This is a genomic window from Staphylococcus coagulans (assembly GCF_022557135.1).
Taxonomy (GTDB): domain Bacteria; phylum Bacillota; class Bacilli; order Staphylococcales; family Staphylococcaceae; genus Staphylococcus; species Staphylococcus coagulans.
Genome location: NZ_CP092966.1, coordinates 1670078 through 1686697, shown reverse-complemented (window position 1 = coordinate 1686697; position 16620 = coordinate 1670078). Strand labels below are relative to the sequence as shown.

The window sequence follows — 16620 nt, the reverse complement described above, 5'->3', positions numbered from 1 at the left end:
AAAGCATTAAAATGTTTAAAAGTGTAAAAGAATTAATAGCGAAATGTGAAGCTGAGAATAAAGCGATATATGAAGTGATGCTCGAACAAGAGATGGCTGTTACAGGTTTGTCTGCTGAAGCAGTCTATACACAGATGAATCACAACTTGGAAACAATGGAAAAAGCATTAGAAGAAGGACTCGCTGGCGTAACATCTAAAACAGGCCTAACAGGTGGCGATGCTGTTTTAATGAAAGCGTATATTGAAAAAGGTCAAACGCTTGCTGGAGATCTCGTTTTAGATGCTGTGAGTAAAGCAGTGGCAACAAATGAAGTCAATGCAGCAATGGGGAAAATTTGTGCGACACCGACTGCTGGCTCAGCAGGTGTTGTACCTGGTGTTTTATTTTCGCTTAAAAATCGATTACAATTAACTCGACAAGATATGCTGAATTTTTTACTTACATCAGGCGCATTTGGTTTCGTGGTAGCCAATAACGCTTCTATCTCAGGGGCGGCAGGCGGATGCCAAGCTGAAGTAGGTTCAGCAAGTGCTATGGCAGCGGCTGCTATTGTAGAAGCGGCAGGTGGTACGCCGCAACAATCAGCAGAAGGATTTGCAATCTGTCTTAAAAATATGCTCGGCTTAGTTTGTGACCCAGTCGCAGGTTTAGTGGAGGTCCCTTGTGTTAAAAGAAATGCTGCAGGTGCGTCAAATGCGATTGTTTCTGCTGATATGGCTTTAGCAGGAATTGAATCACGTATTCCTACCGACGAAGTGATTGATGCGATGTACAAAATTGGACAAACGATGCCTTCTGCTCTACGTGAAACGGGTCGTGGTGGCTTGGCAGGTACACCGACCGGTCAACGATTAAAACAACAAATTTTTGGTGATTAAATATGACAAACATCAATCTTATCAATAATCCTTATAGTTTAAAGGAAATTAAAGGCTTAGGTCCAAAGCGACTCGCCATTTTAAATGAAATGAATATTTATACCATTCAAGATCTTGTGCTTTATTTGCCAACGCGTTATGAAGATAATACGTTGGTAGATATCACAACTGCGGAAGATGAAGCCAATGTGACAGTTCGAGGAGAAGTTTATTCGACTCCAACTGTCGCTTTTTTTGGACGTAACCGTTCTAAGCTAACTGTGCATGTAATGGTAAATGGCGTTGCAGTGAAAGCGATATATTTTAATCAGCCATATTTGACGAATAAAATCCAATTACATGAAACAGTTATTATAAAAGGGAAGTGGTCACGACGAAAGCAAGAAATAAATGGAAATAAAATGTTTTTTAGCGCAGATTCTATTTCCGATGCACAGTACACACCCGTCTATCGTGTAAAGGAGGGAATCAAACAAAAACAACTTAGAGATATGATTCGAGAAACATTAAATCATATTACGATTGAAGAATGGTTACCTGAAGCGTTGCGTACTAAATATAAATTAGAAACATTGAGTGATACATTACACGCTTTACATGAAGCAAAAGACCAGCAGTCTCTCATTAAAGCAAGACGAACGTTTGCATTTACAGAATTTTTTATGTTTGAATTACGGATGCAATGGTTGAACAGAATTGAAAAATCAACTGATGATGCGATTGAAGTGGATTATGATTTACAACAAGTCAAAGCTTTTATACAAACGTTACCATTTGAATTAACAGAAGGTCAAAAGCAGAGTGTGAATGAAATATTTAGAGATTTGAAAGCACCGATACGGATGCATCGTCTGCTACAAGGGGATGTTGGGTCAGGTAAAACGGTTGTAGCGGCGATTTGTATGTATGCGATGAAGACTGCGAGTTTTCAATCTGCTTTAATGGTACCGACAGAAATTCTTGCAGAACAACATGCTGATAGCCTTGCACAACTATTTGGGGCGCATATGAATGTGGCGCTTCTGACAGGTTCGGTCAAAGGGAAAAGACGAAAATTGCTTTTAGAACAGCTGGAAAATGGAGAGATTGATTGTGTAGTAGGAACACATGCATTAATTCAAGATGACGTTAATTTTAAAGATGTGGGTTTAGTTATTACAGACGAACAACACCGCTTTGGCGTTCAACAAAGACAGAAGCTGCGTGAAAAAGGGGCTTTGTCCAATGTGTTGTTTATGACAGCGACCCCTATACCTAGAACGTTGGCGATTTCAGTTTTTGGCGAAATGGATGTTTCATCAATAAAGAGTTTACCTAAAGGACGCAAGCCTATACAAACACATTGGATCAAACATGAAAGATATGATCTAGCCATTGAAAAAATGAATAATGAGTTGAAAAAAGGACGCCAGGCTTATGTTATTTCACCTTTAATAGAAAGCTCTGAGCATTTGGAAGATGTGCAAAACGCAATTGCTTTATATGAAAATCTGCAAGTTGCCTTTCCTGATCAACGGATTGGACTATTGCATGGAAGAATGACTTCTGATGAGAAAGATCAAGTGATGCATCAGTTTAGTGCTCATGAACTTGATGTGCTCGTTGCAACAACTGTTGTCGAAGTAGGGGTCAATGTGCCTAACGCAACATTTATGATGATATATGATGCAGACCGCTTCGGATTATCCACCTTACACCAACTCCGTGGACGAGTCGGCCGAAGTAATCATCAAAGTTATTGTGTGCTGATTGCTTCACCTAAAACTGAGACCGGTATCGAGCGTATGCAAATTATGACGCAGACCACGGATGGATTCGAACTGAGTGAGAGAGATTTAGAAATGCGTGGACCGGGAGATTTTTTTGGTGTAAAACAAAGTGGCTTGCCTGACTTTTTGGTCGGAAATCTTGTTGAAGATTATCGAATGTTAGAAGTCGCTAGGGATGAAGCAGCACAACTCATTCAATCGGGTGACTTTTTCACGCCAGCATACGAACGTTTGCGTACATTTATTGAAGATAAAATACTCTATCAAAGTTTTGATTAATCATGACACTTAAAAATAAAAGAGAAAATCGCTGTGTCATCGCACTATACAAGCATATTAAATTGTTTTGAAACTAAGGTTGAACGTGTTAAAATAATGTGGAGTCAATTGAGACTTGGTACTAAATTTTGGGTGGCGATGATGTGAAAAAGACTAAGGATGAGAGACGCACGCTAATTGAAACAACCATCCAACAAAATCCGTTTATTACGGATCAAGCATTAAGCGAGATGTTTGAAGTGAGTATACAAACGATTCGTCTTGATCGTAATCAACTTAAGATACCTGAACTACGTGAACGTGTGAAAAGTGTCGCAAAAGATCAATACCAAAATATTAGTGCTTTGGAGGATCAAGATATTATAGGTGATATCGTTTCGCTTGAACCGAATCATTATGGTAAATCTATTTTGACAATCACAAAGAAGGACGTTTTTTCTAGAAATGAAATAGCGCGTGGACATGTTTTGTTTGCACAAGCGAATTCGTTATGTGTCGCAATGGTTAAACATATCGCTGTATTAACAAAAGAAAGTCATATTCACTTTGTAAAGCCTGTTCATTTAGGTGATGTTGTCATGGCAACAGCAGAGGTTGAATTTCATGATGACAAGTATTATGAAATGAGTGTCACTTCTTATGTTGAAAAAGAAAGAGTCTTTGAAGGAATATTTAAAATGTATTACATAAGTGAGGATGAATAAGATGGTAAAATTAGCTGTAGATATGATGGGTGGCGACGATGCACCGAATATCGTTCTCGAAGGTGTTGAAAAAGCAGTTAATGAATTTGAGGACTTGGAAATCATTTTATTTGGAGATGAAAAGCAGTGTCATATTCAGCACCCTAGAGTAGAAGTCAGACATACGACTGAAGAAATTACGATGGAAGATGAACCAGTTCGCGCGATTAAGCGTAAGAAAGATAGTTCAATGGTGCGTATGGCAGAGGCGGTAAAAAATGGTGAGGCAGATGCATGTGTATCAGCTGGGAATACGGGTGCACTTATGTCATCAGGTCTATTCATCGTAGGCCGTTTGCCGGGTGTTGCACGTCCAGCACTAGTGGTGACGTTACCAACAGTAAGTGGTAAAGGTGTTGTACTCCTAGATGTGGGCGCAAATGCAGATGCGAAAGCTGAGCATTTATATCAAAATGCTGTGCTCGGACATATTTATGCACAAAAGCTAAGAGGTATTGAAACGCCTAAAGTTGCGTTGTTAAATATCGGTACCGAAGCTAAAAAAGGAAATAGCTTAACAAAAGAAGCTTTTAATTTAATGTCAAAAACTGAACAGTTTCATTTTGTCGGTAATATTGAAGCGAAGTCAATCATGGAAGACGAAGCAGATGTCATTGTGACAGACGGTTATACAGGTAATATGATTTTGAAAAATTTAGAAGGTATTGCCAAATCGTTTGGTAAAATCATTAAAAATGATTTATTACATAATATGAAAAATAAACTGGCAGCTTTAATTATGAAAAAAGATATTAAGCATATCGCGAAACAATTAGATTACACTGAGTATGGCGGCTCGGTGTTACTTGGGCTTGACGGAATTGTAGTAAAAGCACATGGAAGTTCAAATGCCAAAGCATTTTATTCAGCGATTCGCCAAGCAAAAATTGCAGCGGATACGCGAATTGTTGAAAACATGAGAGAAAAGGTGGCTGAATAAAGTGGGTAAAACTGTTTTAATGTTTCCGGGACAAGGTGCCCAAAAAGTCGGAATGGCACAAGATTTGTATCAACAAGATCAAGCTGCCACACATATTCTTAATCAAGCACAATCACAAATGCCTTTTGATTTATTAGAAACGATGTTTGAGGATCCAGAGGCGATTTTAGGTCAAACTGAAAATACCCAACCTGCGCTACTCACACACAGTATGGCGCTATATGCGGCTATGGGACAACCTAAAAGTGACTTTACTTTAGGCCATAGTCTTGGTGAATATGCGAGTTTAGTAATGAGTGGTGTTTTAAAATTTGAAGATGCCGTTCAAATCGTTCGCAAACGTGGGGAACTCATGGCACAAGCTTTTCCTAAAGGTGTCGGAAGTATGGCAGCGGTATTAGGTTTGTCTTTGGAGGAAGTCAAAACGATTTGTGATCAAATTTCAACGGAACAGTACGTCGTTGAACCTGCGAATATCAATTGTCCTGGTCAAATTGTTGTTTCAGGTCATAAGGAAGCCATCGATCGCTTTGTAGCTGAAGGTAAAAGTTTAGGTGCCAAACGTGTTTTACCGTTAGACGTGTCAGGGCCATTTCATTCGTCGATGATGCAAGTCATTGAATCAGAATTTACAACTTATATTAATCAGTTTGAATGGCATTCAGCGACAACACCAGTCGTTCAAAATGTGAATGCATCATCTGAAGTAGATGCGACACAAATCAAGCAAAATATGAATAAACAGTTGTATGCTCCTGTTCAATTTATTGATTCTGTAGAATGGTTAATCGAACAAGGTGCAGACCACTTTATAGAAGTAGGGCCAGGCAAAGTTCTATCCGGTTTAGTTAAAAAGATCAACAGAAATGTAAAAATAACTTCGATCCAAACACTCGAAGATGTAAAGGAATGGAAAGCAGATGAGTAAAGTAGCATTAGTCACAGGCGCTTCTCGCGGTATCGGTCGTAGTATTGCTTTGCAATTAGCAGAAGAAGGTTATCATGTTGTTGTTAACTATGCAGGCAATCAAGAAAAAGCAGAAGAAGTTGTTGAACAAATTAAACAAAAAGGCGTTGATGCAGTAGCCATTCAAGCTAATGTTTCAAACGGCGATGAAGTGAAAGCGATGATTAAAGAAGTCGTTAAAACATTTGGTTCAATCGATGTACTTGTAAACAACGCAGGGATTACAAGAGATAATTTATTGATGAGAATGAAAGAGCGCGAATGGGACGAAGTCATTGATACAAACTTAAAAGGTGTCTTTAATTGTATTCAAAAAGTGACGCCACAAATGTTAAAACAACGTCATGGTCGCATTATCAACTTAACAAGTATCGTCGGTGCGGTAGGTAATCCTGGACAAATTAATTATGTCGCGTCTAAAGCGGGAGTCATTGGTATGACAAAAACAGCGGCAAGAGAACTCGCATCACGTAACATTACGGTTAATGCAGTAGCCCCTGGTTTTATCGTTTCTGATATGACAGATGCATTAAATGATGAGTTGAAAGAAACGATGAAATCACAAATTCCGCTAGGTCGCTTTGGACAAGATACAGATATTGCGCATACAGTTGCATTTCTTGCTTCTGATAAAGCGGAATATATCACAGGACAAACGTTACATGTAAATGGCGGCATGCATATGGAATAAAGTTTGAGACATGACTTTGTTTCAGACTAAAAAAGTGCGAAATGATTGTGACAAATAAATGTGAAATAAATATTTTAATGTGTATTAATCAAATATCGATTTCATATGATTTGAATCATGGTATAATAGTTCTCGTAAACGGATGAGTCTTCTCGGAAATGGGTTGTATTTAGGCCAATAAAATGGCAAAATATAACAGTCGAGTGTTTCAATTCGATACGAAGAATCATGCAAAGTGTTGAACTACAGCACAAGCTTTTAAAGGAGGTGAAGGGCTGTGGAAAACTTCGATAAAGTAAAAGACATCATTGTTGATCGTTTAGGCGTAGACGCTGATAAAGTAACTGAAGGTGCATCTTTCAAAGAAGATTTAGGTGCAGATTCACTTGATATTGCTGAATTAGTGATGGAATTAGAGGATGAATTTGGTACTGAAATTCCAGATGAAGAAGCGGAAAAAATCAACACAGTTGGAGACGCTGTTAATTACATTAATACACTTGAAAAATAATTGTTTTCATCTGAGTCGATGTTTCGGCTCAGATTTTTTACTAATCTGATAGGTTTCAAGTGTAACATCACGTATAATAGAAGAGCAATTGTGATTGAAGTGTCAATTGAACGATGAGTCCCACTTTTAGTGAACAACATGACAACGTGTGATGTGCTCACTAAAAGTTTGGGAGCGTGTTCATATTCATATATCACCTCTTGGTACACTTGTGGTGAATGTTGTGTCGAACGGAGAAGACTGTGAAGACGTCATCATGTACTTCATAAACACTTAATACAAGGAGGTCAACTCATGGCGAAGGTGAGAAAGGAAGAACTAGTATTACAATTTGAAAAAAACTTTAAAAATAAAATGAAAGAACTTCATTTAACATATCATGATATTTCGATATATCAACAGGCATTTTCTCATTCAAGTTTTATAAACGATTACAATATGGAACGAATCGAGCATAATGAGCGATTGGAATTTTTAGGGGATGCTGTATTAGAACTAACCGTCTCGCGTTATTTGTTTGATGAATATCCGCAATTGCCGGAAGGGGATTTAACAAAGATGAGGGCAACAATGGTTTGTGAACCTTCACTCGTCATTTTTGCACAGCAAATTGACCTGATGCCATTGATCTTGTTAGGAAAAGGCGAAGAAAAAACGGGTGGCCGAACTCGCCCTTCATTAGTGGCTGATGTGTTTGAAGCATTTGTCGGTGCAATATATTTGGATCAAGGGTTAGAGACAGTTTGGAAATTTGCAGAAGCTGTTATTTTTCCTCATGTGAAAGACCAGCAACATTTAGGTGTGATTGATTTCAAAACGAAATTGCAAGAGTATGTACATCAGAATTATCTTGGTGTGATTACGTATCGTATCGCTAAAGAGGATGGGCCTGCACATAATAAAACTTTTACCTCTGAAATTATAATCAATGGGAAGCCTGTATCTCAAGGTGAAGGACGTACTAAAAAAGAATCTGAACAAAAAGCAGCTGAACAGGCATATTTGCAAATGACACATAAGGAGTAGACAATGGTGTATTTAAAGTCAATTGATGCATATGGATTTAAATCATTTGCTGAGTCAACGCAGATTGAATTTGATGAAGGTGTAACTGCAATTGTAGGACCCAATGGGAGTGGTAAAAGTAATATTACCGATGCAATTAAATGGGTGCTCGGTGAACAATCTGCACGTGTATTGCGTGGGAGTAAGATGGAGGATGTTATTTTCTCCGGCTCAAAACATCGTCATGCACAGAATTTTGCAGAGGTTCAGTTGAAATTAGATAACAGCAAAGGCATTTTGAATATCGATGCCGCAGAAGTTGTTGTAACAAGACGACTTTACCGTAACGGAGATAGCGCTTTTTATCTTAATAATGAAAGACAGCGCCTCAAAGATATTAGAGAGTTATTTTTAGATTCAGGTTTGGGAAAAGAAGCATTTAGCATTATTTCTCAAGGTAAAGTGGATGAGGTTTTGAATGCCAAACCGATTGATCGACGTCAAATTATCGAAGAGTCAGCAGGAGTTCTAAAATATAAAAAGAGAAAAGAAGCGTCACTAGAAAAACTCGATGATACAGAAAGCAATCTGACACGTGTTGAGGATATTTTGTATGATTTAGAGGGTAGAGTAGAGCCTTTAAAAGAAGAAGCGGCAATCGCAAAAGAATATTTGCAACTCAGTCAAACATTAGAACAAAGTGATATTAGAGTCACTGTTCATGATATTCGGTCTTATCAAAAACAAATCGAAGCGCATGATACGACCTTAAATGAATTGAAAAGTACCCAAGCTAAAATCGCCCAGAAAAAGTCTAAAATTACGCATATGATTCAAACGGCTAAAGGGAAACGTTATGAAATCGATCAACAACTTGAAAAGGTCAACCAAAAATTGATTGAATCTACTGAGCAAGTTGAAAAGTTGTCGGGCCAATATCAATTGATTGAAGAAAGACAAAAGAATCAGTCCCAAGCCAATGCACGCATTGAAGAAGAACAAGCTGCGTTAGAACGTCAACAGGCACAACTTGAAAAAGATATGCAAGCGGTAGAAAAAACGATTTCAGATTTGAAAGAAAAACGTAAAACGCTTAACCATCATATCCAAAAGTTAGAGGACCAGTTATATCAATCGGATGCGTCCATTGAAGAAACGCTAGAGCAAAGTAAAGATACTTACTATCAATTAATGACAGAACAAGCGGACGTCAATAATGATATTCGCTTTCTAACACGTACGATTGATGAACATAAAGTGAAGCAATCTCGCTTAGATTCACGTTTGACTGAAGCTTATAATCAGCTAACAGAGGCACAACATCAAATTGAATCCACGAGTCAGCAACGTCATGACAAGCAACAACAAATGCAAGCGGTGCAACAACAAAGTGAACAACTTGAAAATGAATTAGCTCAAATCCAACAAAATCAAAAAGATGATGAATCAAAGCTGTATCAGGCTTATCGATATAATGATAAGCTGAAATCACGAATTGAAAGTATGAAAATACGTGAAGAAGATTTTAGCCATTTTTACCAAGGAGTTAAAGCAGTTTTACAAGCTAAAGATCAATTGACTGGCATTCATGGTGCTGTTGCCCAACAAATCAATGTTTCTAGCGAACATACGACTGCCATTGAAACAGCTTTGGGCGCGACGACGCAACATGTCATTGTTACTGATGAACGTGCCGCACGCGAGGCCATCAATTATTTAAAAACAAAAAGACTAGGTCGTGCTACATTTTTACCGTTATCTGTCATTAAAGGGAAAAAGCTCGATTTATCACTCGTGCGTGTTGCGGAACGGCAAGCAGGATTTATTACCATTGCCAGTGATGCAGTACAAGTCGACGCGCAGTATAGACATATCATTGACAATTTATTAGGTCGAACATTGATTGTAGATACGTTAAAACATGCGAATGAAATTGCACGGGCAATTCAATATAAAACGCGTATCGTAACATTAGAAGGCGAAATTGTTAATCCTGGTGGCTCTATGACAGGTGGTGGGACACAGCAACGCCAAACGATATTAGGACAAAAGGATGAGCTGAATCGTTTGCAAGAACAACTCAAACAATATGTCGCACAAACACAGGCGCTCGAACAAGCTTGTCAAAAAAGAAAAAAAGAGCAAGATGATTTGAGTCAACGTTATGTAGAGGGACAACAACAATACAATCAGTTGAAACACGAACTACATGATTTAGCATTAGCACTTGATCGTTATACTGAAATAGAGCAGCGTTTGAAAAATGAGCATGAAGAATTTGAATTTGAAAAAAATGACGGCTATCAGGCAGATAAAAGTGAAGCGACATTAGTTGCTAAGCAAAAGCGGAAAGATGAGATTAAAAAAGAACTCAATGCTTTAGATGCACAAATTAAAGCAATGACTGAAAAAAATAAAGAAGGTAAAGTACAGACGACACAACTTCAACAACAATTGCATCAATATCAATCAGACTTAGCCGTTATTAAAGAACGTTTAACGACGCAACAACAGCATCTCAAACGTTATGATAAAGAACAACATGACATCAACGCGCATCAGCAAAAATTACTAGATCAATTAGCAGTCATCAACTCTGATGAGGTGAATGACAGTTCGGTTTTAGAAAATATTCAGGTGCAAATCACGCAAAAACAACAAGAAAAGGAAACAGATTTAAATCAACAAAATGAGCTAAGACATGCACGTCAAGATACAGAAGATTTAATAGAATCGAATGAAAAGGCATTAGAAGACACACATCAAAATTTACTGGATATCGAGAGTCAATATCAAGATATTAAATCTGCCCAATCACGACTAGATGTACTCATTGATCATGCGTTAAAACATTTAGACGAAAAATATCACATGACCTATGAACATGCAGCCGCAACGTATCCAAGTCAACCTGAAGAGATTGAGGCATTACGTCAGAAAGTGAAATTAACACAAATGTCAATTGATGAGCTGGGGCCAGTCAATCTGAACGCTATTGAACAATATGAAGAAGTCGAAGCACGTTACACTTTCCTTTCTGAGCAAAGAACCGATTTACGTGAAGCAAAATCAACGTTAGAGCAAATTATTCAAGAAATGGATATCGAGGTGTCTGATCGTTTTAGTACAACATTTCATGCGATTCAAGATCATTTTGCTGAAGTGTTTAAGTCGTTGTTTGGCGGAGGACAAGCAGAACTAACTTTAACTGAAAAAGATTATTTAACTGCTGGCGTCGAAATTAAAGTCCAACCGCCAGGCAAAAAATTACAGCACCTCTCGCTTTTAAGTGGCGGCGAAAGAGCTCTAAGTGCTATTGCTTTATTATTTGCAATCTTAAAAGTTAGATCAGCGCCGTTTGTTATTCTTGATGAAGTCGAGGCGGCATTAGACGAAGCCAATGTGATGCGCTATGCATCATATTTAAGAACGTTATCAATGGAAACACAGTTTATCGTCATTACCCATCGTAAAGGTACAATGGAAATGTGTGACCGTCTCTATGGTGTGACGATGCAAGAAATGGGTGTTTCCCGTTTAGTCAGTGTGAATTTGAATACTATAGATGAAGTGATAAAGGAGGACTCAAAATAAATGAGCTTTTTTAAACGTTTAAAAGATAAGTTTGCCAAATCCGAGCGAGAACAAGATGAACTGTTACAACATGATGAGACAGGGCAAGATGATCATAAAAAGTTAAATGAAGCAGACACTTCATTAAAGTCTCAAGACAACAGGCCGTCTATGGATGATGAGTTCGATGATGGGTTAATATCTATTGAAGAGTTTGAAGAGTTAGAATCTCAAAAAATTGGTGCGAAATTCCGTGAAGGTTTAGAAAAATCACGTGAAAACTTCCAAAATCAATTAAATAACCTATTAGCGCATTATCGAAAAGTGGATGAAGATTTCTTTGAAGCATTGGAAGAAATGTTAATTCAAGCCGATGTTGGATTTAATACTGTAATGGAGTTAGTTGATGAATTACGTTTAGAAGCTAAGCGACGCAATATTACAGAAACTGAAGATTTACGCGAAGCTATTGTAGAAAAGATTGTTGAAATATACCAACAAGATGACGATCAATCAGAAGTCATGAATATTGAAGATGGACGTTTAAACGTTATTTTAATGGTCGGTGTCAATGGTGTAGGGAAAACGACAACGATTGGTAAGTTAGCGCATCGCTATCAATTGCAAGGTAAAAAAGTCATGCTTGCAGCAGGTGATACTTTCCGAGCAGGTGCCATTCAACAGCTTGAAGTATGGGGTGAACGCGTTGGTGTTGACGTCGTTCGTCAAGGAGAAGGATCTGATCCTGCTGCTGTCATGTATGATGCAATTAATGCCGCTAAAAACAAAGGTGTCGATATTTTAATTTGCGATACAGCAGGACGACTTCAAAATAAACAAAATTTAATGAATGAACTTGAAAAAGTTAAGCGTGTTATTTCGCGTTCAATTCCTGAAGCGCCACATGAAGTTTTACTTTGCTTAGATGCAACGACAGGTCAAAATGCTTTAGCACAAGCGAAGGCGTTTAAAGAAGTTACAAATGTGACTGGTATCGTTCTAACGAAATTAGATGGTACAGCTAAAGGGGGTATTGTGTTAGCGATACGAAATGAATTGCATATACCAGTTAAATATGTAGGACTTGGTGAAAAAATGGATGATTTACAGCCGTTCAATGCTGAAAGTTACGTTTATGGGTTGTTTGCTGACATGATCGAACAAAATGTGCCAGAATCTAATGATGATGATTCTGAGAATGAGGCATAGGCTATGCATGAAAATGACTTGATCAAAACAATTCGTATGAATTACTTATTTGATTTTTATCAATCACTCTTAACAGAAAAGCAGCGAAATTATTTACGACTCTTTTATTTAGAAGATTATGCATTAAGTGAAATTGCAGAGACATTTGAAGTGAGTCGTCAAGCAGTGTATGATAACATAAGAAGAACTGGCGATTTGGTAGAAGACTATGAAGCAAAATTGGGTTTATACCGTCGCTTTAAACGAAGACAAGAAATTTATCAATTAATGCATCAAAATATTAATGAACCAGAACGTATTCAATCATATATTAAAGAACTTGAAGAACTAGAATAAGGAGGGTCACTTTATGGCTTTTGAAGGATTATCCGATCGACTGCAAGCGACAATGCAGAAAATAAAAGGTAAAGGTAAAGTGACTGAAGCTGATATCAAAGCGATGATGCGGGAGGTACGTCTTGCTTTATTAGAAGCGGACGTAAACTTTAAAGTCGTCAAAAACTTTGTTAAGACAGTTTCAGACCGAGCTTTAGGCTCTGACGTCATGAAGTCATTAACACCAGGCCAACAAGTGATTAAAATCGTACAAGAGGAGCTCACTGCTTTAATGGGCGGCGATAATAGTACGATTACGATGGCTAAAAAACCACCTACAGTTGTGATGATGGTAGGTTTACAAGGGGCAGGTAAAACGACAACTGCAGGGAAACTCGCTTTATTAATGCGTAAAAAATATAATAAAAAGCCGTTGCTCGTTGCAGCTGATATTTATCGACCTGCCGCTATTAATCAATTACAGACTGTTGGAAAACAAATTGACATCCCTGTGTACACTGAGGGGGATCAAGTTAAACCTCAACAAATCGTGACGAACGCATTGCAACATGCAAAAGATGAGCATTTAGATTTTGTTATTATTGATACAGCGGGTCGTCTGCATATTGATGAAGCGCTAATGAATGAGCTACAAGAAGTGAAAGAAATTGCTAAGCCGAATGAAATCATGTTAGTCGTGGATGCAATGACAGGTCAAGATGCTGTAAATGTGGCAGAGTCATTTGATCAACAGTTAGACGTTACGGGTGTTACATTAACTAAACTAGACGGTGACACACGTGGTGGGGCAGCGCTTTCTATTAGAGCAGTAACACAAAAACCGATTAAATTTATAGGTATGAGCGAAAAGCTAGATGGCTTAGAATTGTTCCATCCTGAACGCATGGCATCACGTATATTAGGTATGGGTGACGTTTTAAGTCTGATTGAAAAAGCACAACAAGAAGTGGATGAAGAAAAAGCTAAAGACTTAGAAAAGAAAATGCGCACATCGTCATTCACGCTGGACGACTTTTTAGAACAGTTAGATCAAGTGAAAAATTTAGGGCCACTTGATGATATTATGAAAATGATTCCAGGTATGAATAAAATGAAAGGCTTGGATAAACTTAATATGAGCGATAAACAAATCGATCACATTAAAGCAATTATTCAGTCTATGACACCGACAGAAAGAGAAGACCCTGCTAAACTAAATGTTTCTAGAAAACGTAGAATTGCGAACGGTTCTGGACGCTCGATTCAAGAGGTCAACCGTCTGTTAAAACAATTCAACGATATGAAGAAAATGATGAAACAATTTACAGGCGGTGGAAAAGGTAAAAAAGGTAAGCAAAATCAATTACAAAATATGCTTAAAGGCATGAATCTGCCATTCTAAAATGAGTTCGGGGCATAAAATTTTTGATAACCTTGCCACAATGAACGTGTTTGCTTAGGCGCTGAAAACTACAGGTCAGGCTGAGGCTTGCGACGTCATATTATACGTAGATTTATAATAGCGCTCAGGCGATTTTCTATTCAAAATCATCAGAGCGCTATTTATTTTGGAATTGATGCCTCAGACTTATTCAAAGTATATTTTCTATATTTGTATATCAAGCACGAGTATAGTAGATTGTTTGAAAGTTTTTGCGTAGCTTCAGTAGCATCTTTATTTCAATATGTATGTTGGTAAAGAAATTTCTCTTTACAAACGTTATATGACCTGTTATTATAGTTTCTTGTAGATAACAAAACTTAATGAGAATTAAAGGAGAGAATAATAAATGGCAGTTAAAATTCGTTTAACACGTTTAGGTTCAAAAAGAAATCCATTTTACCGTATTGTAGTAGCAGATGCACGTTCACCACGTGATGGTCGTATCATCGAGCAAATCGGTACTTATAACCCAGCAGCAGTAAATGCGCCAGAGGTTAAAATTGATGAAGAATTAGCACTTAAATGGTTAAAAGACGGTGCAAAACCAACAGATACAGTTCATAATATTTTATCACGCGAAGGTATTTTAAAAACTTTCGATGAGCAAAAAAAAGCAAAATAATTTTGCTTTAACATTGAGCGGTCAAAGTAATCATAAAAAGGCCCACAATATGCTTTTTTTATGATGCCTTGAACCCAATGACAATGTTAATGAAATAGCCGTTGTTCAAGTCAAAGCACGGACGCGCATTTGATTATATAATGCTTTGCTATTTGAAATATAAAGTCATCTACATTGACTTTATAACTTTAGTGTTTTCATAGGCGAGACGTAAATAGGATTCAAACCCTATGACAAATTGAATCATCGGTGTTAAGGGTGAGACGAAATGTTACTGAGATGTAACCGAGTCTCACCCTTTTTATACATAACAATAAGAAATAGGAGGTGCACATCATGAAAGTAGAAGTGGGTAAAATTGTAAATACGCACGGCATTAAAGGTGAGTTAAAAGTTCAATCACATTCTGATTTTACAGATATTCGCTTTCAACCAGGTGAAACATTACAAATTGATACGCCAACGGGAACAATGAATGTGGTTGTTAAATCACATCGCATGCATAAAGGTTTGCATATGCTCACATTTGAAGGCTATACCAATATTAATGAAGTTGAACATTTAAAAGGTTCTCATTTATTTCAAGAAAGAGATCATAAAGATATTGAACTCGGTGCGCATGAATACTACTATTCTGATATCATTGGTTGTACGGTTTTTGATGAAGATAGACCAATCGGACGTGTCACAGAAATCTTTGAGACAGGCGCAAATGATGTTTGGGTTGTTAAAGGAGAGAAAGAACATCTCATTCCTTACATAGCGGATGTCGTAAAAGAGGTTGATATTGAGAATCGTAAAATTATGATTACACCACTTGAAGGGTTGTTAAACGAATGAAGATCGATTATTTAACATTGTTTCCAGAAATGTTTGACGGTGTGTTGAATCAATCTATTTTAAAACGTGCGCGTGAAAAAGAAATTTTACAGACAGAGACGATTAATTTTCGAGATTACGCAGATAATAAGCATCATCAAGTCGATGATTATCCATTTGGTGGCGGGCAAGGTATGGTGTTAAAACCTGAACCTATCTTCAATGCAATGGATGCGATTGATGTCACGGATGAAACACGAGTGATATTGATGACGCCACAAGGTAAACCGTTTGATCAAAAATTGGCAGAGTCTTTATCGAAAGAAAAGCATCTCGTTTTTATTTGCGGTCATTATGAAGGCTATGATGAAAGAATAAGAGAAAAATTGGTCACGGATGAAATTTCAGTCGGTGATTTCGTGTTAACTGGAGGCGAATTGCCTGCGATGGTCATGACAGACGCCATTGTTAGATTGATACCTGGTGTATTAAGTAAGCAGGCATCACATGAAGATGATTCATTTTCAAGCGGTTTGTTGGAATTTCCTCAGTACACGCGCCCAAGAACGTTTAAAGATATGTCTGTTCCAGATGTATTACTTTCGGGAAACCACGCCCATATTGAACAATGGCGTCACGAACAATCATTAAAAAGAACTTTTGAAAAGCGCCCAGATTTATTAGCATCTTATGATTTAAGCGAAAAAGATCAAAAGTATATTGAATCTTTAAAAGAACATTGAAAAACAAATTGATTTATGCTAGTATATTCTGAGTGTGGAAGCACAAAAATCACTATGATCCGCTGCTATATTTTGTCGAGGCAAGAACATAGTTTGAAGGAGAGAATAA

General features: G+C 37.6%; 15 protein-coding genes. All 15 read left to right on the top strand.

Translation table 11 applies throughout. From position 1 onward, the window contains the following. The first annotated feature begins 11 nt into the window (after positions 1 to 11). Positions 12 to 881 carry an L-serine ammonia-lyase, iron-sulfur-dependent, subunit alpha gene (gene sdaAA / locus KM149_RS08045; RefSeq protein ID WP_050331976.1) on the top strand — a complete coding sequence of 290 codons (870 nt, stop codon included), beginning with the start codon at positions 12 to 14 and terminating at the stop codon, positions 879 to 881. A 2-nt stretch (positions 882 to 883) separates the two neighbouring features. Further along, positions 884 to 2929 carry an ATP-dependent DNA helicase RecG gene (gene recG, locus KM149_RS08040; protein WP_241415281.1) on the top strand — a complete coding sequence of 682 codons (2046 nt, stop codon included), beginning with the start codon at positions 884 to 886 and terminating at the stop codon, positions 2927 to 2929. A gap of 143 nt (positions 2930 to 3072) precedes the next feature. After that, positions 3073 to 3633, top strand: a complete 561-nt coding sequence (gene fapR / locus KM149_RS08035; protein ID WP_050331233.1) for a transcription factor FapR — start codon at positions 3073 to 3075, stop codon at positions 3631 to 3633. A gap of 1 nt (position 3634) precedes the next feature. Beyond that, positions 3635 to 4612: a phosphate acyltransferase PlsX gene (plsX, locus tag KM149_RS08030; RefSeq protein WP_060830036.1), complete on the top strand. Its 978-nt coding sequence runs from the start codon at positions 3635 to 3637 to the stop codon at positions 4610 to 4612. Position 4613: 1 nt separating this feature from the next. Beyond that, positions 4614 to 5540: an ACP S-malonyltransferase gene (gene fabD, locus KM149_RS08025; RefSeq protein ID WP_241415280.1), complete on the top strand. Its 927-nt coding sequence runs from the start codon at positions 4614 to 4616 to the stop codon at positions 5538 to 5540. Then, complete coding sequence (fabG, locus tag KM149_RS08020; RefSeq protein ID WP_214970357.1) at positions 5533 to 6270, top strand: 3-oxoacyl-[acyl-carrier-protein] reductase; 738 nt, start codon at positions 5533 to 5535, stop codon at positions 6268 to 6270. Before fabD ends, fabG begins: the two co-directional genes overlap by 8 nt. Before the next feature lie 277 nt (positions 6271 to 6547). Next, complete coding sequence (locus tag KM149_RS08015; protein ID WP_016424883.1) at positions 6548 to 6781, top strand: acyl carrier protein; 234 nt, start codon at positions 6548 to 6550, stop codon at positions 6779 to 6781. Positions 6782 to 7075: 294 nt separating this feature from the next. Continuing rightward, positions 7076 to 7807: a ribonuclease III gene (rnc, locus tag KM149_RS08010; protein ID WP_050345746.1), complete on the top strand. Its 732-nt coding sequence runs from the start codon at positions 7076 to 7078 to the stop codon at positions 7805 to 7807. Between the two features lie 3 nt (positions 7808 to 7810). Then, positions 7811 to 11380, top strand: coding sequence for a chromosome segregation protein SMC (gene smc / locus KM149_RS08005; RefSeq protein ID WP_214970360.1), 3570 nt, complete (start codon positions 7811 to 7813; stop codon positions 11378 to 11380). Next, entirely contained in the window at positions 11381 to 12568 is a 1188-nt protein-coding gene (ftsY, locus tag KM149_RS08000) for a signal recognition particle-docking protein FtsY (RefSeq protein ID WP_214970363.1), read from the top strand. It begins immediately after the preceding gene. 3 nt (positions 12569 to 12571) lie between these two features. Then, a complete protein-coding gene (locus tag KM149_RS07995; RefSeq protein ID WP_050331226.1) occupies positions 12572 to 12904 on the top strand; it encodes a putative DNA-binding protein in 333 nt (110 codons plus the stop codon). Between the two features lie 13 nt (positions 12905 to 12917). Further along, the gene (ffh, locus tag KM149_RS07990; protein WP_165545741.1) at positions 12918 to 14285 is read left to right on the top strand and encodes a signal recognition particle protein; all 1368 of its coding nucleotides are present in this window, start codon (positions 12918 to 12920) and stop codon (positions 14283 to 14285) included. Positions 14286 to 14673: 388 nt separating this feature from the next. Continuing rightward, positions 14674 to 14949: a 30S ribosomal protein S16 gene (rpsP, locus tag KM149_RS07985; protein WP_016424889.1), complete on the top strand. Its 276-nt coding sequence runs from the start codon at positions 14674 to 14676 to the stop codon at positions 14947 to 14949. Positions 14950 to 15285: 336 nt separating this feature from the next. Then, positions 15286 to 15789 (top strand): ribosome maturation factor RimM, encoded by a 504-nt coding sequence (gene rimM, locus KM149_RS07980; RefSeq protein WP_050331223.1) that lies wholly within the window; start codon positions 15286 to 15288, stop codon positions 15787 to 15789. Beyond that, complete coding sequence (trmD, locus tag KM149_RS07975; RefSeq protein ID WP_182280456.1) at positions 15786 to 16511, top strand: tRNA (guanosine(37)-N1)-methyltransferase TrmD; 726 nt, start codon at positions 15786 to 15788, stop codon at positions 16509 to 16511. Before rimM ends, trmD begins: the two co-directional genes overlap by 4 nt. Positions 16512 to 16620: the final 109 nt, after the last annotated feature.